General features: G+C 71.2%; 15 protein-coding genes. 3 read left to right on the forward strand and 12 right to left on the reverse strand.

Features of this window, described 5'->3' with window-relative positions; genetic code table 11:
• Positions 1–121: 121 nt before the first annotated feature.
• From ACZ4TO_RS14715 to ACZ4TO_RS14725, 3 genes are all read right to left on the reverse strand, one after another.
• Complete coding sequence (locus ACZ4TO_RS14715; protein WP_468024308.1) at positions 122–1774, reverse strand: beta-N-acetylhexosaminidase; 1653 nt, start codon at positions 1772–1774, stop codon at positions 122–124.
• A 1274-nt stretch (positions 1775–3048) separates the two neighbouring features.
• Positions 3049–3348: a DUF3039 domain-containing protein gene (locus ACZ4TO_RS14720; protein WP_351861896.1), complete on the reverse strand. Its 300-nt coding sequence runs from the start codon at positions 3346–3348 to the stop codon at positions 3049–3051.
• Between the two features lie 86 nt (positions 3349–3434).
• A complete protein-coding gene (locus ACZ4TO_RS14725; RefSeq protein WP_382790222.1) occupies positions 3435–4007 on the reverse strand; it encodes a YqgE/AlgH family protein in 573 nt (190 codons plus the stop codon).
• A 281-nt stretch (positions 4008–4288) separates the two neighbouring features.
• On the opposite strand from ACZ4TO_RS14725, the gene murA reads away from it, so the two are divergent.
• On the forward strand, positions 4289–5629 hold the full coding sequence (gene murA / locus ACZ4TO_RS14730) for a UDP-N-acetylglucosamine 1-carboxyvinyltransferase (protein ID WP_339129611.1): 1341 nt from the start codon (positions 4289–4291) through the stop codon (positions 5627–5629).
• Between the two features lie 125 nt (positions 5630–5754).
• Here the strand turns inward: murA and ACZ4TO_RS14735 are convergent, their stop codons facing one another.
• The 6 genes from ACZ4TO_RS14735 to ACZ4TO_RS14760 form a co-directional block, all read right to left on the reverse strand.
• A complete protein-coding gene (locus tag ACZ4TO_RS14735) occupies positions 5755–6036 on the reverse strand; it encodes an HU family DNA-binding protein (protein WP_037619258.1) in 282 nt (93 codons plus the stop codon).
• A gap of 374 nt (positions 6037–6410) precedes the next feature.
• The gene (locus tag ACZ4TO_RS14740; protein ID WP_385043809.1) at positions 6411–7844 is read right to left on the reverse strand and encodes an NAD-dependent malic enzyme; all 1434 of its coding nucleotides are present in this window, start codon (positions 7842–7844) and stop codon (positions 6411–6413) included.
• A gap of 416 nt (positions 7845–8260) precedes the next feature.
• Positions 8261–10654, reverse strand: a complete 2394-nt coding sequence (locus ACZ4TO_RS14745; protein WP_382790229.1) for a HelD family protein — start codon at positions 10652–10654, stop codon at positions 8261–8263.
• 85 nt (positions 10655–10739) lie between these two features.
• Entirely contained in the window at positions 10740–11525 is a 786-nt protein-coding gene (locus ACZ4TO_RS14750) for an anti-sigma factor family protein (RefSeq protein ID WP_382790232.1), read from the reverse strand.
• Positions 11526–11563: 38 nt separating this feature from the next.
• The gene (locus ACZ4TO_RS14755) at positions 11564–12094 is read right to left on the reverse strand and encodes a sigma-70 family RNA polymerase sigma factor (protein ID WP_037619265.1); all 531 of its coding nucleotides are present in this window, start codon (positions 12092–12094) and stop codon (positions 11564–11566) included.
• Between the two features lie 225 nt (positions 12095–12319).
• Positions 12320–12907 (reverse strand): CGNR zinc finger domain-containing protein, encoded by a 588-nt coding sequence (locus ACZ4TO_RS14760; RefSeq protein ID WP_382790235.1) that lies wholly within the window; start codon positions 12905–12907, stop codon positions 12320–12322.
• A 230-nt stretch (positions 12908–13137) separates the two neighbouring features.
• On the opposite strand from ACZ4TO_RS14760, the gene ACZ4TO_RS14765 reads away from it, so the two are divergent.
• Positions 13138–13692, forward strand: coding sequence for an anthrone oxygenase family protein (locus ACZ4TO_RS14765; protein WP_468024309.1), 555 nt, complete (start codon positions 13138–13140; stop codon positions 13690–13692).
• Here the strand turns inward: ACZ4TO_RS14765 and ACZ4TO_RS14770 are convergent.
• The 3 genes from ACZ4TO_RS14770 to ACZ4TO_RS14780 all read right to left on the reverse strand — a co-directional run bounded on the left by ACZ4TO_RS14770 (position 13641) and on the right by ACZ4TO_RS14780 (position 17025).
• Entirely contained in the window at positions 13641–14792 is a 1152-nt protein-coding gene (locus tag ACZ4TO_RS14770) for a uroporphyrinogen-III synthase (RefSeq protein ID WP_382790242.1), read from the reverse strand. The genes ACZ4TO_RS14765 and ACZ4TO_RS14770 overlap by 52 nt on opposite strands.
• Positions 14793–14918: 126 nt before the next feature.
• The gene (locus tag ACZ4TO_RS14775) at positions 14919–16298 is read right to left on the reverse strand and encodes a nitrate/nitrite transporter (protein WP_382790246.1); all 1380 of its coding nucleotides are present in this window, start codon (positions 16296–16298) and stop codon (positions 14919–14921) included.
• Between the two features lie 283 nt (positions 16299–16581).
• Positions 16582–17025, reverse strand: coding sequence for an SgcJ/EcaC family oxidoreductase (locus ACZ4TO_RS14780; protein ID WP_468024310.1), 444 nt, complete (start codon positions 17023–17025; stop codon positions 16582–16584).
• A 140-nt stretch (positions 17026–17165) separates the two neighbouring features.
• Between ACZ4TO_RS14780 and ACZ4TO_RS14785 the strand changes: the two genes are divergently transcribed.
• The gene (locus tag ACZ4TO_RS14785) at positions 17166–18293 is read left to right on the forward strand and encodes a sigma-70 family RNA polymerase sigma factor (protein ID WP_468024311.1); all 1128 of its coding nucleotides are present in this window, start codon (positions 17166–17168) and stop codon (positions 18291–18293) included.
• Positions 18294–18310 lie beyond the last annotated feature (17 nt).

Here is an 18310-nt window from a genome sequence, read left to right on the forward strand (position 1 = left end):
TTCGCACGGCATCACCGGTGGAAGCCGATTATCACTCTTCGGTGACCCTTGGGGGCCATTTTTCCTTGTGGTGCAACGGCTCCGGGACACGGGCACCGGAGCCGGGCGACCGTGAGCGGTCTCACACGTTCGGGGGCGCCCCCTCGATCGGGCGTCCGAGCACGCCCGGCCGCCGCTGCCAGGGCCGCGGACCCGAGGGCGCGCGGTAGGCCACGCCGAGGGCGTCGAGCCGCCCGTAGTGGGCGTTCATCCGCCGCTCGAAGCCGGCGAAGTCCCGATCCCCGGGGGCCGGCAGACGGCTCCAGGCGACCTCGGCGAAGGCGGCGAGCCGCGGGAACGCCTGGTAGTCCACGCGCGCGTGGTCCTCCATCACCTCGGTCCACACGTTGGCCTGCGTGCCCAGCACATGCCGCGCCTCGGCCTCGGTGAGCTGCGGCGGAACCGGCTCGAAGCGGTAGACGTCCTCCAGAGTGCGCACATAGGCGATCGGCACCGGTTCGTCCTCGCCCGCGGCCTGACGGTAGTCCAGATACACGTGCTGCTCAGGGCACATGACGACGTCGTGGCCCGCGCGCGCGGCCGTGACCCCGCCCTGGTAGCCGCGCCACGACGAGACCGCGGCGCCCGGCGCCAGACCGCCCTCCAGGATCTCGTCCCAGCCGATGAGCCGACGTCCGCGCGCGGACAGCCAGTTGTCGAAGTGCCGGATGAACCAGGCCTGCAACGCGTCCTCGTCGGCGAGTCCGAGTTCCCGGATGCGCGCCTGCGCCGTGGCCGACTCCCTCCACTGGTCCTTGGCGCACTCGTCGCCCCCGATGTGGAAGAAGCCGGAGAACTCCGGCAAGCGGTCCGGGTCCGCCGGGAACAGATCGAGAAGTTCCTCGAACACCCCCTCGTAGAAGCGCAGGGTGTTGTCGGTGGGGGCGAGTACGTTTTTGGAGACGCCCCAGTTGTCCCAGACGGTCAGGGAGGTCGTGTCGACGACGTCGGTGTTGCCCAGTTCCGGATACGCGGCGATGGCGGCCTGCGAGTGGCCGGGGATGTCGATTTCGGGGACGACGGCGATATGCCGCTCGGCCGCGTACGCGACGATCTCCCGGATGTCGTCCTGGGTGTAGAAGCCTCCGTGCGGCTTGTCGTCCCACAGCGGCGAGGCCCGGTGGCCGAATTTGGTGCGCGCCCGCCACGAGCCGATCTCCGTCAGCTTCGGATAGCGATTGATCTGAACACGCCATCCCTGATCGTCGGTGAGATGGAAGTGGAAGACGTTGAGTTTGTGCGCGGCCAGCAGATCGAGGTAGCGCAGGACGCCTTCCTTCGGCATGAAGTGCCGTGAGACGTCGAGCATCAGACCGCGCCAGCGGAATCGGGGCGCGTCCTCGATGACTCCGTGCCGGATTTCGTACGCCGTCCGCGGACGGACGGGGGCGCGGCGGAATGCGTCGGGGCCGAGCAGTTGACGCAGTGTCTGGGCGCCCCAGAAGACGCCGGCCGCGTCGCCGCCGCGGATCTCGACACCGTCGTCGCCGACGGCGAGCCGGTAGGCCTCCGGCCCCAGGGTGTCGTCGAGGAGCAGGCGTACGGCGCGCGGAGCGTCCCGCGGCCCAGGTCGCAGGGGCAGTCCGAGCGCGGCGCCGAGGGCCGAGCCGAGCCAGCGCGCGGTGGTGTCCGTGCCCGGCGCGGCCCACAGGACGGTGTCCGCGTCCAGCGTGAACCGTCCTTCCGCCGCGCCTTCGACGACGAGGGGAGCGGGAATCAGGCCCGTGTCCTTCATGTCCATCCGTCCTTCAGTCCTTTACCGCCGCCGGGGCCGGAGACGGGTCACTGGGTTCGCGTACGAAGAGGAGCCGTATGAGGAAGATCGGCGTGGGGAGGACCGGCACGTGAATGGCCGCCGGGAAGGCGGGCGCCATACCGTCCGGTCGGACTCCCGGACCCGTCCGGCGAGTTCGGGAAATCGCGCCGGAGGCCGTGGACCGGGGTGTGGCCGGGCGGGAAAGTGATCCGCCCGGGAAAATCGCGCGCGGCCCGCCCGGCCGGTTTCCCGAGGCCTTCCGCGCATCCGCGACGGGGCGGGTGAAACCGCGCGGCATCGGGGCCGTGCGGGGCCGCCCGACTTCGGTGGGCCGGAGTCGGGCGGCAAGGGGAAGAGGGGTCCGCCGGAGCCGTGCGGGGCATCGTCCGGACCGCCCGGAAGACGACCGGTGAGCCGCTCCGGAATCGGAACCGGAATGGTCGCGGTGGCGGCGCCGGGGGAAATCCGCCGTGCGCGCCGACGACGGCGGCGCGGTCCGCCCGAAGAAGACGCCCGGGGAACTGACAGACGAATTCCCGCCGCCCCAGGAGCCCGGGGAAAGCCCTCCCCGAAGGACACCGCCCGGACGCGAGACGCGGGTCCACCGGAGGGCGCCGGTCCGCCCGAGAGCGCCCGTCTGCCGGAGGGCACCGTCCGGCCCCGAGCCACCGGCCCGCCGAAGGGCACCAGCCCGCGAGAGAGCGCCCGTCTGCCGGAGGGCACCGTCCGGCCGCGAACCACTGGCCCACCGGAGGGCACCGGCCGGCCGCGAGCCTGCCGGAGGGTGCCTGCCTGCCGAAGGGCACCGTCCGACCCCGAGCCACCGGCCCGCCGGAGAGTGCCGTGCCGTCGGAGGGCGTCTGTCTGCCGGAGGGCGGCGCCGCTCGGTTGCGAGGAACGGTCGGCCGCAACGGGTCCGGTGTCGGCCGGAGGCGGGGTGGTCACCGTTCGCGCCACGGCGATCCGGGAGCACTGGGCTTCAACGGGCGTCCTCCAGCCAGAGCGTGTTGCAGCATGCGCAATGACGGCTTCGCATCGCACAACACTCCGGAGGCTAAGGAGTACCGGGACCCGCCCACAAGAGGTCTACACCACTCTGTGATCGCGCACCGCTGTGAAAAACAGCCCACCCCCGCAGGAGACGGCCGCTCCGGGAGCGCCCCGCGCACGACACGGCCGCGCCGCCCCTCGCCGGGGGCGTCGCGGCCGTGGTCGGTCTGCGCGGCGTACCGCGCCGGGGCCGGAGCCCGGCGCTACTTCTTGTCGCCGCCCTTGCCCTGGTCGCCGCCACCGGCGCCCATGGACTCGAAGATCTCCTTGCACATGGGACACACGGGGTACTTCTTCGGGTCGCGGCCCGGCACCCACACCTTGCCGCACAGCGCCACCACGGGCGTGCCGTCCAGCGCGCTCGCCATGATCTTGTCCTTCTGGACGTAATGGGCGAAGCGCTCGTGGTCCCCGTCGCCGTGCGACACCTGCGGCGTCGGCTCTACGAGGGTCCCCGTCCCCGTGCCTCGCTGGGGCTGGGTCTCAGGCTCAAGAGTGCTCATGAAGCCAAGGGTACTGGGGCTCGCACCCATCAGTTGAGGGAAGGGCCGCGCACGAACGGCGGAAGACACCGGGGCCGGTGCGCCGGTCAGTTGAGGGAGGCATCGTCGGGGTACGTCGCGACCATCGCCAGCTCGCTGCGCTGGCGGCGCAGGACCTCGCGCCACAGGCGTTCGGGCGCCGGGGAGGAGACGTCGCCGGGTTCGGACTCGACGACGTACCAGGCGCCGTCGACCAGTTCGTTCTCCAGTTGGCCCGGTCCCCAGCCCGCGTATCCGGCGAAGATGCGCAGGGAGCCGAGGGCGGACGCCAGCAGTTCGGGCGGGGCCTCCAGGTCCACGAGACCGATCGCGCCGTGCACCCGCCGCCAGCCGAGGGGCGCGCGCTCCCCCGCCATGCCGCCCGGGATGACCGCCACCCCCAGCGCGGAGTCCAGCGAGACGGGGCCGCCCTGGAAGACGACCCCCGGTTCCCCGGCCAGTCCGGCCCAGTTCTCCAGGATGTCCCCGACACCGACCGGCGTCGGACGGTTGAGGACGACACCGAGGGAGCCCTCCTCGTCGTGGTCGAGGAGCAGCACCACCGCGCGGTCGAAGTTCGGGTCCGCCAGGGCGGGCGTGGCCACGAGCAGCCGCCCTGTGAGCGAGGACACCTCGGTCATGCCAGACATGATCCCGCACATTCCCTTCATGTGGGGAGCCAATGCGCGTACGGGAGTGAATGCAGCTCAGGGCGCAACGAAGCGTCGCCCGCGCACGGCGGCGCCGGTGACCCCCCGTGCCCGGCCAAGGACGGCTCGTGTTGTGGCCAAGCTATGACAGAGCTGAGTCCTCCTCGGGCTTACTGCGCCGGGGCGGGCGCCCATTACCCTTGCTGTTCGGCTCCCGTACGACCGGCCTGCCGACGACCCACACCTGCCCAACTCATCGGAACGCGAGATACATGACCGTCAACGACGATGTCCTGCTTGTCCATGGCGGAACCCCGCTTGAGGGCGAGATCCGTGTCCGCGGTGCGAAGAACCTCGTACCGAAGGCCATGGTCGCCGCCCTGCTGGGCAGCGGGCCGAGCCGGCTGCGCAATGTCCCCGACATCCGCGACGTCCGTGTCGTACGCGGGCTGCTGCAGTTGCACGGTGTGACCGTCCGTCCGGGTGAGGAGCCCGGTGAGCTGATCCTCGATCCCTCGCACGTCGAGAGCGCGAACGTCGCCGACATCGATGCCCACGCGGGCTCGTCGCGCATCCCGATCCTCTTCTGCGGCCCGCTGCTGCACCGGCTGGGCCACGCGTTCATCCCGGGTCTCGGCGGCTGCGACATCGGCGGCCGGCCGATCGACTTCCACTTCGAGGTGCTGCGGCAGTTCGGCGCGAAGATCGAGAAGCGGGAGGACGGCCAGTACCTGGAGGCCCCGCAGCGGCTGCGCGGCACCAAGATCCAGCTTCCGTACCCGTCCGTGGGCGCGACCGAGCAGGTCCTGCTGACCGCGGTCCTCGCGGAGGGTGTCACGGAGCTCTCGAACGCGGCCGTGGAGCCGGAGATCGAGGACCTGATCTGCGTCCTGCAGAAGATGGGCGCCATCATCGCGATGGACACCGACCGGACGATCCGCATCACCGGTGTGGACTCGCTCGGCGGTTACACCCACGCGGCCCTCCCGGACCGCCTGGAGGCCGCCTCGTGGGCTTCCGCGGCGCTGGCGACCGAGGGCAACATCTACGTCCGCGGCGCCCAGCAGCGGTCGATGATGACGTTCCTGAACACCTACCGCAAGGTGGGCGGCGCCTTCGAGATCGACGACGAGGGCATCCGCTTCTGGCACCCGGGCTCGCAGCTCAAGTCCATCGCGCTGGAGACGGACGTCCACCCCGGCTTCCAGACCGACTGGCAGCAGCCGCTGGTCGTGGCCCTGACGCAGGCCACCGGCCTGTCGATCATCCACGAGACGGTGTACGAGTCCCGGCTGGGCTTCACGTCCGCGCTGAACCAGATGGGCGCGCACATCCAGCTCTACCGCGAGTGCCTCGGCGGCTCCGTCTGCCGCTTCGGCCAGCGCAACTTCCTGCACTCCGCCGTCGTTTCGGGCCCGACGAAGCTGCAGGGCGCCGACCTGGTCATCCCCGACCTGCGCGGCGGCTTCTCGTACCTGATCGCGGCGCTGGCGGCCCAGGGCACGTCCCGCGTCCACGGCATCGACCTGATCAACCGCGGCTACGAGAACTTCATGGACAAGCTCATCGCCCTCGGCGCAAAGGTCGAACTGCCGGGCAAGGCGCTCGGCTAGCACTCCGGCGGGCTCGCCCGCGTACGCCGATGGGGCGGCCCCCTGAAAGGGCCGCCCCATTGGCGTTGCTGGGCTTCGTACGTCTCCCGCGTCCCGCGTCCGAGGGGAACGTACGGGCGCCGGGACTAGTTGCCCTTGGCGGCTTCCTTGAGCTTGCTGCCCGCGGAGACCTTCACGCTGAAGCCGGCCGGGATCTGGATCGGGTCGCCGGTCTGCGGGTTGCGCGCGGTGCGAGCGGCACGGTGGGTGCGCTCGAAGGTCAGGAAGCCGGGGATGGTCACCTTCTCGTCGCCCTTGGCGACGATCTCGCCGACGGTCTCGGCGAAAGCGGCCAGAACGGCGTCGGCGTCCTTGCGGGTCACCTCGGCACGGTCGGCCAGCGCGGCCACCAGCTCACTGCGGTTCATGTTGTTACTCCCGTGTTCTTCTTGCTGTTGAGGCGTGCCAGGCGGCGGAGCCGCATATCGGGCACAGTGAAGCCGATGCTGCCAGGGTCCTCGGTCGGCTCCCGGACCCGGGTCCGTGGCCAGACCGTCGCGCCCGAAGACGCATCCTGCCCCCACCTGCGGCGGGAAAGCCAATCCGGCACCCCTGGGAGTCACACGAACACCCCTGGGGGTCACACGAAGAGGCCCCTGCGAGGCCTGAGCCTGGCCGCCACCCTAGAGGCGGCCACTGGCCCCGCGTTCCGCGACGCGCCGGGTTCCGGGCGGTCGTGGCGCCCGTCACAGACGGGACATCGGCCGGTACGGCACGGGCTCGCGGCCCGGCTCGACCCGTGCTACGCGCTCGTGTTGGCCGCGTCCGTCGCCCCCGCCGCCTTCGCCGCGTCACGCACGGCCCCGGCGACCGCGCCCGCGACCTTGTCGTTGAAGACGCTGGGGATGATGTAGTTCGGGTTGAGCTCGTCCTCGGTCACCACGTTCGCGAGCGCGGCCGCGGCGGCGAGCATCATGTCCGTGTTGACGGTACGCGACTGGGCGTCCAGGAGGCCACGGAAGACACCCGGGAACACCAGGACGTTGTTGATCTGGTTGGGGAAGTCGGAGCGGCCGGTGGCCACAACTGCCGCGGTCTGGCGGGCGATTGCCGGGTCGACCTCGGGGTCGGGGTTCGCAAGCGCGAACACGATGGCGTTCTCCGCCATCGAGGCCACGTCGTCCCCGTCGATCACGTTCGGGGCGGAGACACCGATGAAGACGTCGGCGTCGCGCACGGCCTCCTTCAACGTGCCCGTGAGGCCTTCGAGGTTGGTGTTGTCGGCGATCCAGCGCAGCGGGGAGTCCGGGGCGGCGTCGACGAGGTCGCCGCGGCCGGCGTGGACGACGCCGTGGATGTCGGCGACGACGGCGTTCTTCACCCCGGCGGCGATGAGCAGCTTGAGGATGGCCGTACCGGCCGCTCCCGCGCCGGACATGACGACCCGGATGTCGCCGATCGCCTTGCCCGCGACGCGAAGCGCGTTGGTCAGGGCGGCGAGGACGACGATGGCCGTGCCGTGCTGGTCGTCGTGGAAGACGGGGATGTCGAGGGCCTCGCGCAGCCGGGCCTCGATCTCGAAGCAGCGCGGCGCGGAGATGTCCTCCAGGTTGATGCCCGCGAAGCCGGGGGCGATCGCCTTGACGATCTCGACGATCGCGTCGGTGTCCTGGGTGTCCAGGCACAGCGGCCAGGCGTCGATGCCGGCGAAGCGCTTGAAGAGGGCCGCCTTGCCCTCCATGACGGGCAGCGCGGCCTTCGGGCCGATGTTGCCGAGGCCCAGCACCGCGGAGCCGTCCGTCACGACCGCAACGGAATTGCGCTTGATGGTGAGGCGGCGGGCGTCCTCGGGGTTCTCGGCGATCGCCATGCACACCCGGGCCACACCCGGGGTGTAGATCATGGAGAGGTCGTCACGGTTGCGGATCGGGTGCTTGGACTGCATCTCGATCTTGCCGCCGAGGTGCATGAGGAACGTACGGTCGGAGACCTTGCCGAGCGTCACGCCCTCGATCCGGCGGAGCTGCTCGACGATCTCGTCGGCGTGCGAGGTGGAGCTCGCCGCGATGGTGACGTCGATCCGGAGCTTCTCGTGGCCGGACGCGGTCACGTCGAGGCCGGTCACCGAGCCTCCGCTGGACTCCACGGCCGTCGTGAGCTGGGAGACCGCGGTTCCGCTCGCGGGCACCTCCAGCCGGACCGTCATCGAGTAGGAGACGCTGGGCGCCGTTGCCATGGCCGACTTCCTCTGCTTTCACCGAGTCACTGCTTTGTGCCGTCCGATCGTCGCACCTACCACCGAGTACGCGGTAGTCGCCCCGGATTGCGAACGTTTTGTTCGCCGGGGGTTCGCTCTTCGGAAAGCGGATTCCACTGTACGAGAGAGGGGCGGCCGCCGCGCGGGAGGGTCGGGGGACCGGCCGGGGGACGAAAGAGGCCCACGTCACGGATGACGTGGGCCTCTCCAGGTCCTTCGGTGAAGGACGACGTTCAATGACACCGACCCGCCATGCTCGCCTCGCGGCAAGTGGTCGCTCGTAGCGACGAAGGTTGGGCCCGGGGGCTTGGATCGGGCCGGTGTCACGTCAAAGGTAACAAAGGATTCCCGTGGAGCAATTCCCGTCCCGGGAGTTCTTTTCGGCGCGGGGGCCGTCAGTCCCGCAGGAGGTCGGGCACCCCGTCCGCGTCGGGCTCGTCGCGGTCGCTGGAGACCACGGTGAGCTGCTGCGTGGCCCGGGTCAGGGCGACGTACAGGACCCGCAGTCCGGCGGGCGACTCGTCGGCGATCTCCGCGGGCGAGACGACCACGGTCGCGTCGTACTCCAGGCCCTTGGCCTCCAGGCTTCCCAGGGCCACCACGCGGTCCCCGAGCCCGGTGAGCCAGCGGGCGGCCTCCTCGCGCCGGTTCATGGCGACGACGACGCCCACGGTGCCGTCGACCCGGTCGAGGAGATGGGCGGCCTCGGCCCGCACGGTCTGCGCGAGGGAGTCCCGTACGACCGCGAAGCGGGGCTCGACGCCCGTGGACCGTACGGCGGACGGGGACTCGGAGCCCGGCATGGCGAGCGCGAGGACCTTGGCGGCCAGCTCGGCGATCTCCGCCGGGTTGCGGTAGTTGACGGTGAGGGTGAAGCGGCGCCGGGGGCGGGTGCCGAGCGCCTCGTCCCGGGCCTCGGCCGCCTCGTCGGGGTCGGACCACGAGGACTGGGCCGGGTCGCCCACGACCGTCCAGGTGGCGTGCCGGCCGCGCCGGCCGACCATCCGCCACTGCATGGGCGTGAGGTCCTGCGCCTCGTCGACGATCACGTGCGCGTACTCGGTCCGCTCCTGCGCCAGCCGCTCGGCGCGCTCGCGCTGGGTCTCCTCGCGCACCGGCATGAGCTCCTCCAGGCCGGTGAGCTGGTCCAGCGGGTCCAGATCGCGGCGCTTCCTGGGCCGTGCGGGTGTCCCGACGATGGCCTCCAGCTCGTCGAGCATCGCCACGTCGTGCACGGAGAACCCGTCCCGCTTGAGCGAGCGGGCCACCCGGCGGACCTCCCCCGGGTTGAGGATCCGGCGCGCCCAGCGCCCGAGGCGCCGCTCGTCGGCCATCGCGGCCAGCACCCCGCGCGGGGTCAGCTCCGGCCACCAGGCGTCCAGGAACGCCAGGAAACTGTCCTCGGAGGTGACGTCCTCGTCGAACGAGGACCGCAGCTCGGCGGCCAGCTCCGGGTCCGAGTGCCGGGTCCCGGCGCCCGACTTCGCCCACAGCGCGTCCAGCAGGAGTCTGCGGGCGCGCGGGCGCAGCAGGTTGACCGGCGCGGTCCCGCCGAGCGCGTTGTGCTTGATCCGGTCCAGTTCGGCGGACTCCAGCTCCAGACGGCGCCCGAAGGCGACGACCCGCAGCCGGGTGGGGGTGCCGGCGGGGGCCTGTTCCGGCTCGCCGAAGGTGAGCTGGCCGTTGTCGGCGCCGCGTGCCGGGCCGGCCGGGTTCTCCAGCGCGCCGCGCGCCGCCTTCCGCAGCACCTTCAGCATCCGGTACGAGCCCTTGGCGCGGGCCACCGCCGGGGAGTCGTACAGCGTCGCGGCCACGCCGTCGACGAGCGAGCCGATCGCGCGGATCGCGACCTGGCCCTCCTCGCCGAGCGAGGGCAGCACGCCTTCGGTGTAGGCGACGAGCAGCGGGGTCGGCGAGACGATCAGGATGCCGCCCGCGTACCGCCGGCGGTCCTGGTAGAGCAGGTAGGCGGCCCGGTGCAGGGCGACGGCCGTCTTGCCGGTGCCGGGGCCGCCCTCGACGTAGGTCACGGACGCGGCGGGCGCGCGGATCACCATGTCCTGCTCGGCCTGGATGGACGCCACGATGTCGCGCATGGTGTGGCTGCGGGCCTGCCCGAGCGCGGCCATGAGCGCTCCGTCGCCGATGACGGGCAGCTCACGGCCGTCGAGGGAGGCCTTGACCTGCGGGCGCATGAGGTCGTCCTCGACCCCGAGGACCCGGCGGCCCTTGGAGCGGATGACCCGGCGGCGCACGACCCGGCCGGGGTCGACCGGGGTGGAGCGGTAGAACGGGGCGGCGGCCGGTGCCCGCCAGTCGATCACCAGCGGCGCGTACTCGGCGTCCAGGACGCCGATACGGCCGATGTGGAGCGTCTCCGCGATGTCGGCGGTGTTGTCCTCGCGGACCGCGCCCTCGGCGGGCTCCACCGCGGTGTACGCGCCGTCGGGCCCCTTCACGCCGTCCTTGCCGCGGAGCAGGTCGATCCGGCCGAAGAGGAAGTCCTCGAACTCGTTGTTGAGACGGTTGAGGTGGATTCCCGCGCGGAACACCTGGGCGTCCCGCTCCGCGAGCGCCCCCGGTGTGCCGACGTGACCGCGCTGGGCGGCGTCGTGCATGAGGAACTCGGCCTCGTGGATCTTCTCCTCGAGGCGCCGGTAGACCCGGTCCAGATGTTCCTGTTCGACGGCGATCTCACGGTCCCGTACGGAGTCGTCCTTGACGGATTCCTCCGGTACGGATGTGCGGACCGAGCCGAGCGCGGTTTCCTGCTGAGCCTGAGCGGCCACCGGGCGCCCCCTTCTGACGTGCTGGGCAGCCGTCAACCGTACGCGAAGGGAGGCCCGCCGGGCTACGTCCGCGCCCGGAGTCCGCTCACGCCTTCACCTCCACGAGGCGCTTCCCCCCGAACGTCATGACCTCGAAGTGGTCGATCTGGTTCGGTTCGAAGGCCGCGCCGCCGTGGACGTAGAGGGGCTCCTTGGCCTGCTCCGTCTTGGCGTTGGGCGTGCCGTAGCCCCACTCCGGGACCGACCAGGAGGTGACCGTCTCGCGCTCGCCGTTCTTGCCGACGGCGATCAGGGAGCACTTCTCGGGGCCCGTGACGTTCTTGAGCTGGAGGACCGCGTGGGTGCCCCAGTCCTTCGGCTCGATCGCGACGACGGCGCTGACCTTGGTCTTCGGGTCCGTGGCCGACGACTTGTCGGTCATGACCTGGAAGGCGGCCTTGGCCGGGCTGGTGGCGTGCGCCTGCGGCATGTTCGTGCCGGTGTCGTTGCCGCCGTTGACCGCCATGACGGTCAGCGGTCCGCCGATGATCAGCGCGGCCGCGGCGGCGACCAGGTACATGCCCCGGCGGCGCTTCTGGGCCCGGCGTGCCGCGACCTCGTCCACGAGCCGTTCCGCGAGCCGTGGGCTCGGGCGGGCCGAGAGGGACTCCGCGATGGCCGGGCTGCCCTGCGAGGCGGGCAGGTCGGCGAGGGCCGCGAGCATCGGTTCCATCCCGGCGAGCTCGTCGAGCTGCTGGGCGCACCACTCGCAGGAGGCGAGATGCTCCTCGAAGGCCGTGGCCTCGATGTCGTCGAGGATGCCGAGCGCGTAGGCGCCGACAGTCTCGTGAATGTTGTCCCCGGACCCTTGCTGCCCTCGTGGACCTTGCATGGCTCCCGGACCACCTGTTCCGTAACCCCCGTACGTGTTCATGCCGTCACCCCCCGCTCCTCAAGAGCCAGCTTCATCGACCGAAGGGCGTAGAAAACCCGTGAGCGCACAGTGCCGCTGGGAATGCCGAGCGTTTCGGCCGCCTCATTGACGGTACGCCCTTTGAAGTATGTTTCGACCAATACTTCCCTGTGAGCAGGGGTCAGGTCGTCCAGCGCGTCCGACAGTGTCATCAGCCACAACGCCTTGTCGATCTCGTCCTCCGCGGGGATGACCTCCAGCGGCGACGGGTCGACCTCCTGAGGCCGGGCCTGCCGGCTGCGGTGGCCGTCGATGACGATGCGCCGGGCGACCGTCACCAGCCAGGGGCGTACCGAACCGGTCGCTCGATTGAGCTGGCCGGCGTTCTTCCAGGCACGGATGAGTGTTTCCTGCACGACGTCCTCGGCGCGCTGCCGGTCTCCGGCCACCAGGCGCAGCACGTAGGCCAGCAGGGGCCCCGCGTGTTCCCGGTACAGCGCACGCATCAGCTCCTCGTCGGGTTCGGTCGACGAGGACTGCTGAGACATGCGATGTCGGGCCCTTGGCTTGTGTTCATCAGCCACGGCTGAATCCTTGCGCACGCCTACCTCCGGTGTCCGGGGGTTCCCCCAGTCGGTCGCTCATCACCGGGTACGTGTGCTGGTACGCGGGTGTTCAAAGTGTTCAGGATTTTTTCTGGGGAAGATGTGTAGACAGCGAAAAGAATGCATATCGATCACCTCACGTCACTGGAACATCACGGACGGGTGTGATCAGGCGCGTGCCAGAGCCGCCCGCCGCCGGTGCCGGGCCACCCTCTCCCGATTGCCGCACACCTCGCTGGAGCACCACCGGCGGCGCCGGCCGCGCGAGGTGTCGAGGTAGACGATCGGGCAGTTGTCACCCTCGCACTGCCGCAGACTCGCTCTCGCGAGCGGGTCGGTGAGCAGATCGAGGGCGTCCCGGGCCACCACAGACAGTAGTTCACCGCAGTACGGCGGGGTGCGGAGCCCCCTGCGCAGTGAACCGTCGTCGGCGCGCACGGCCCAGGGAGCGGGCGGAGCCGCGAGGGCGACGGCGTTGACGCGGGCGAGGGCGCCGTCCGCGGGCCGCCCGTCCAGCTCGCCGCGTACCAACTGGGCGACATGTCCGCGCAGTTCCCGGAAGCCGAGCAGCCACGAGGTGTCCACGTCGGCCAGCACGGTACTCACCGGGACCAGCCCGGAGGCGAGGACCCAGGCGCTCAACCGGGCGGCCGAGTCGAGGCGTTCCTCGGGATGGGTGGTCGCCGTCAGGTCCAGGCAGATCCGCCCGGAGTCGAACCGCAGCTCGTACGAGGCCGTGGCCATGCCCGATGCCATGTGCCTGTCACCGCCTTGGGGTCACCTGCCGCTGTACCCCCTACAGTGCATGCCCCGGCGCCCCGCCGGAAGACTCGGCACCGGTCCCGTACCGGATGCCCGCCGGATGCTTACCGGGCGCGGGGCGGCGGCCCGCCGGGCGCGTGACGGAGGGCGCCGTGGACGCCCGCTTATGCGGCCGCGATCCTCGGCCATGTCCCCCGCCGCGGCCCGCCGGTTGACTGAGGGACATGACGGACGACAGCTTGGAGCGGCGTGACGCCGCCGCGGGTGTACTGGGAGCGGCCACGGTCGCGACGGGCCTGATCGCGGGGGCCTTCTACGTCTTCGCCTGCGCGGTGATGCCGGCGCTGGCGCGCAGCGACGACCGCGTCTTCATCGAGGTGATGCGGAACATCAACGAGGTGATCCAGAACCCGGTCTTCTTCCTGGGCTTCCTGGGCGCGCTCGCCCTGACGGCGGTCGCCGCCTGGCAGTCGCGCGGCACCCCGGACCGGTGGTGGGTGCTGGCCGGGTTCGCCGCGTACGCGCTCGCGTTCCTGGTCACCGTGACCGTCAACGTGCCGCTCAACAACGGCCTCGCGGACGCGGGCGACCCCGCGCGGATCGCCGATCCGGCCGCGGTGCGCGACCGGTTCGAGGACTCCTGGGTGGCCTGGAACGCCGTACGGGCCCTGCTGTCGACGCTCGCGCTGGCCTGCCTCGCCGGTGCCCTGCTGCGGCACCGACGGCCTCAGGCGTCGGCGTACTTGGCGTCCGCGGCCGGGTCGAGCGCGAGGCGGTAGCCGCGCTTGACGACCGTCTGGATCAGCTTGGGCGCGCCGAGTGCCGTACGCAGCCGGGCCATCGCGGTCTCCACGGCGTGCTCGTCCCGGCCGGATCCCGGCAGCGCGCGCAGCAGTTCGGCCCGCGCCACCACCCAGCCGGGCCGCCGCGCGAGGGACCGCAGCAGGGACATCCCGGCGGGCGGGACGGGCCGCAGCGCCCCGTCGACCAGCACCGCGTGTCCCCGGATCTCCACGTGGTGCCCGGCGATCGGCAACGTCCGCGCGCGGCCGGGCAGTTCCTGGCAGAGCAGTTGCACGAGGGGCCCGAGCCGGAAGCGTTCGGGCTGGACGGTGTCGATGCCGAGGGCCTGCAACGGCAGCGCGGTGACCGGGCCGACGCAGGCGGGCAGGACGTCGTGGTGGAGCGCGGCGAGGAACTCCGCGCGCACACCGCGCTCCTCGGCCCGGGACAGCAGGGAGGCCGCGGCGGGGGCACTGGTGAAGGTGAGCGCGTCAAGGCCGCGGGTGAGGGCCGCGTCGAGCAGCCGGTCGACCGGCGCGATGTCCTCGGGCGGCATCCACCGGTACACCGGCACGAGGACGACCTCGGCCCCGGCGGCGCGCAGCGACTCGACGAACCCGGGCAGCGGTTCCCCGTGCAGTTGTACGGCGATACGGCGGCCGTCCACGCCCTCTTCGAGCAGCCGGTCGAGCACCTCGGCCATCGACTCGGAGGACGGCGACCACTCCTCCGTCAGCCCCTGGGCCCGGACCGCGCCCTTGACCTTGGGCCCGCGGGCGAGCAGCTCCACGCTCCGCAGCCGGGCGAGCAGTTCCTCACCCAGGCCCCAGCCGTCGGCGGCCTCGACCCAGCCGCGGAATCCGATGGCGGTGGTGGCCACCACCACGTCGGGGGCGTCGTCGATCAACTCCTTGGTCGCGGTGAGCAGTTCGCTGTCGTCGGCGAGGGGCACGATCCGCAGGGCCGGCGCGTGCACGACGCTGGCCCCGCGCCGCTGGAGCAGCGCGCCCAGTTCGTCGGCGCGGCGCGCTGCGGTCACCCCCACGGTGAACCCGGAGAGAGGCCCGTGATCGGGTCGCTGCTGTTCGTCGTCCATGGGTTCTCGTCTCGCGCTCGTCGAGTCGTCGTACGGGGCTGTGCTGTCTGTCGTACGTCGCGGCTGGTCCGAGCCTGTCAACGGACCGTGACAGGCTCGGATCAAGGTGATGTCGGGCGTGTTACGTCACACCTCGGCATAGCTGAGCTGGGGCTTCGCCGCTGCGGTGGCGCTCGCCTCCGCCGCGGCGGCCGGGCGCCGAAGGTATACGGCCCAGGTGACCGCGAAGGCGGCGGCGTAGAAGACGAGGAAGGTGACGAAGGCGCCGGTGCCGGAGCCGGAGCTGAGGAAGGACTGGCGGAAGGCGAGGTTGATGCCGACACCGCCGAGCGCGCCCACGGCGCCGATCAGCCCCATCGCGGCGCCGGAGAGACGCCGTCCGTGGCGGGCGGCCTCCTCCCCTTCGAGCCCCGCTTCCAGGGCCTTGCGCTGGAAGATGCCGGGGATCATCTTGTACGTCGACCCGTTGCCGAGCCCGCTGAGCACGAAGAGCACCACGAAGACCGAGACGAACAGCGCCAGCGACTTCTCACTGCTGGCGAACACCAGGACCCCGGTGGCGGCGGCCATGGCGACGAAGTTCCACAGGGTGATCCTGGCGCCGCCGTAGCGGTCGGCGAGCCATCCCCCGACGGGGCGGATCAGCGAGCCGAGCAGCGGGCCGATGAAGGTGAGGTAGGCGGCCTGGAGCGGGGTCCGCCCGAACTCGACCTGGAGCACCTGGCCGAAGGCGAAGGCGTAGCCGATGAACGATCCGAAGGTCCCGATGTAGAGGAACGCCATGATCCAGGTGTGCGCGTCCTTGGCGGCGTCCAGGGCCGCGCCGGTGTCGTTCTTCACGGTCGTGAGGTTGTCCATGAACAGGCCGGCGAGGACGGCGGCCACGACGACGAGCGGGATGTAGATCCCGAGGAGCACCCTGGGCCCGCCGGCGGCCCCGATGACGGCGAGCGCCACGAGCTGGATGACGGGGACGCCGATGTTGCCGCCGCCCGCGTTGAGGCCGAGTGCCCATCCTTTCTTCCGCAGCGGGAAGAAGGCGTTGATGTTGGTCATGCTGGAGGCGAAGTTGCCGCCGCCGACCCCGGCCAGCAGTCCGATCACGAGGAACGTGCCGAACGAGGTGCCCGGCTCCATCACGACGAACGCGGCGACGGTCGGCACGAGCAGCAGACTCGCGGACACGATGGTCCAGTTCCGGCCGCCGAAGAGCGCGACGGCGAAGGTGTAGGGCACCCGCACCACCGCGCCGACGAGCGTCACCATCGAGGTGAGCAGGAACTTGTCGGCCGGGGTGAGCCCGTACTCCGGTCCCATGAACAGGACCAGCACCGACCACATCGTCCAGACGGAGAACCCGATGTGCTCGGACAGCACGGAGAAGACCAGGTTGCGCCGGGCGGTCTTCTCCCCCTTGTCGGCCCAGAAGACCTCGTCCTCCGGATCCCATTCCTCGATCCAGCGACCGCCCCGCGCAGGGGCCGTACTCGTGGCTGGGGCAGTCATCTCACGCCTCCATTGGTTCTCCGGGCTTACTGGCCTGCTGTTTCCCGAAGGTAGGGAGGGCGCGTTTCCGCGCTGTGGCTGTGAGTGACCTGAAGGGAACGTTGCTCTCACCCGGTCCCGGACCACGCCGTGAGGACGGGTCCGGGATCGGGTCCGGGATGGGGTCCGGGATCGGGGTCGGGTCCAGGTCCCCGGTCCGGCGGCTCGGGCCCGGGTGGCGGCTCGGTCGGAGTGCCGCGTTGTGGTCAGAGTGCTGCTTTGTGGTCAGAGTGTCGCGTTGTGGTCAGAGTGCCGCGTTGTGGTACGAGGTGATGGCCCAGGTCCCGGCGGCGGGATCGCGGACGAGCACCCAGGTCGCCCGCCGCTGCCGGTCGGCGGGAACCTCGCTCTCCCCGGCCAGGAGGATCCCGGCCTCACTGACGACGACGGCGGTGCCGGGCCGCGGGAACCGGATCCGCCGGGGTTCGTCGAGCGGCCGGGAGGCCTTCAGCGGCCCCTCGAACGCGGCCGCGATGTAGGCGCGGATCTCCTCCCGCCCGTCGTTGAAGACGCCCGGCATCACGACGGTCGCGTCCTCGGTGTAGAGCGCGGCGAAGGCGTCGGCGTCGTAGTCGGCCCAGGCGGAGTAGAGACGGTCGAGAACACCGCGGACGTCCTGGCCGTCGTCGGTGTTGGTGCCGGTAACGATGTCCGTGCTGGTGCTGGTGCTGGTGCTGGTGCCGTTCATGATGCTTCCTTCCCTCGAACGAGTTCGACGCCGGTATGTACTTCGGCGCCGTCCGGAAGTCATCGGTGCCGGGACGATGAGTTCGGGCGGGCCCGGAGGTAGATACCGGTGAGCGACGTGACGCGGCCGAGGAGCGGATGATGGGGAAACGGGACGACGAGGGTCTGTCCGGGGACGAGGGGCGCGACGACGTCGAGGCCCACGACCACGGCGGGCGCGACGACGGCCTCGGCCGGCACGGGGACTTCGGGGCGCGCGACGGCATCGGCGCGCTCGGGGACTACAACGCTCACGGGGACTTCGAGGCGCGGACGGCGCCCTATCGCCGCGAGCTGCTGACGCACTGCTACCGGATGGTCGGGTCGGTGCACGAGGCCGAGGACCTGGTGCAGGAGACGATGCTCAGGGCCTGGCTCGCGTTCGACCGTTACGACGCCGACCGCGCGTCCCTGCGCACCTGGCTGTACCGCATCGCCACCAACAGATGCCTGACCGCGCTGCGCGGCCGCACCCGCAGACCGCTGCCGTCGGGTCTGGTCGGCGCGCTGGACGATCCGGGCGCGCCGATGACGCTGGGCGCGGAGGTGCCGTGGCTCGAACCGTTCCCTGACCGGGGCGCCGGGGTCGGCTCCGCCGCCGGGACCGGTGATCCGGCGGGAGTGGTGGTCGCCCGGGGCAGTCTGCGGCTCGCGCTGATCGCCGCGATGCAGTTGCTGCCTCCGCGCCAGCGGGCCGTCCTCATCCTGCGTGACGTACTGGCGTGGCCGGCGACCGAGGTGGCCGAGGCCCTCGGCACGTCGACGGCGTCAGTGAACAGCGCGCTCCAGCGGGCCCGGGCACGACTCGGGGAGGCCGGCCTGACCGAGGACGAGGTGACGGAGCCGCCGGACCATGAGCAGCGCGCGGTGATCGACCGCTACCAGCGCGCCTTCGAGGACGCCGACCTCGACGCCCTGCGCACCCTGCTCACCCAGGACGTCGTGCTGGAGATGCCCCCGGTCCTCAACTGGTACGTCGGCCCCGATGCCTACGTCGCTTTCATCGCCCGTGTCTTCGCGATGCGCGGCAAGGACTGGCGCCTGCGCCCCACCTCGGCCAACGGCCAGCCCGCCCTCGCGGCCTACGTCCGCACCCCCGACGACCCCACCCACCGCCTGCACACCCTCCAGGTCTTCACCACGACCCGCACAGCGGTGAGCCACACGGTGGTCTTCCAACTCCCGACGGTCTTCACGGCGTTCGGGTTGGCGGAGGTGTGGGAGGAGTAGACGTGCCCGGACCAACT

The organism is Streptomyces sp. NPDC028298 (assembly GCF_055565895.1).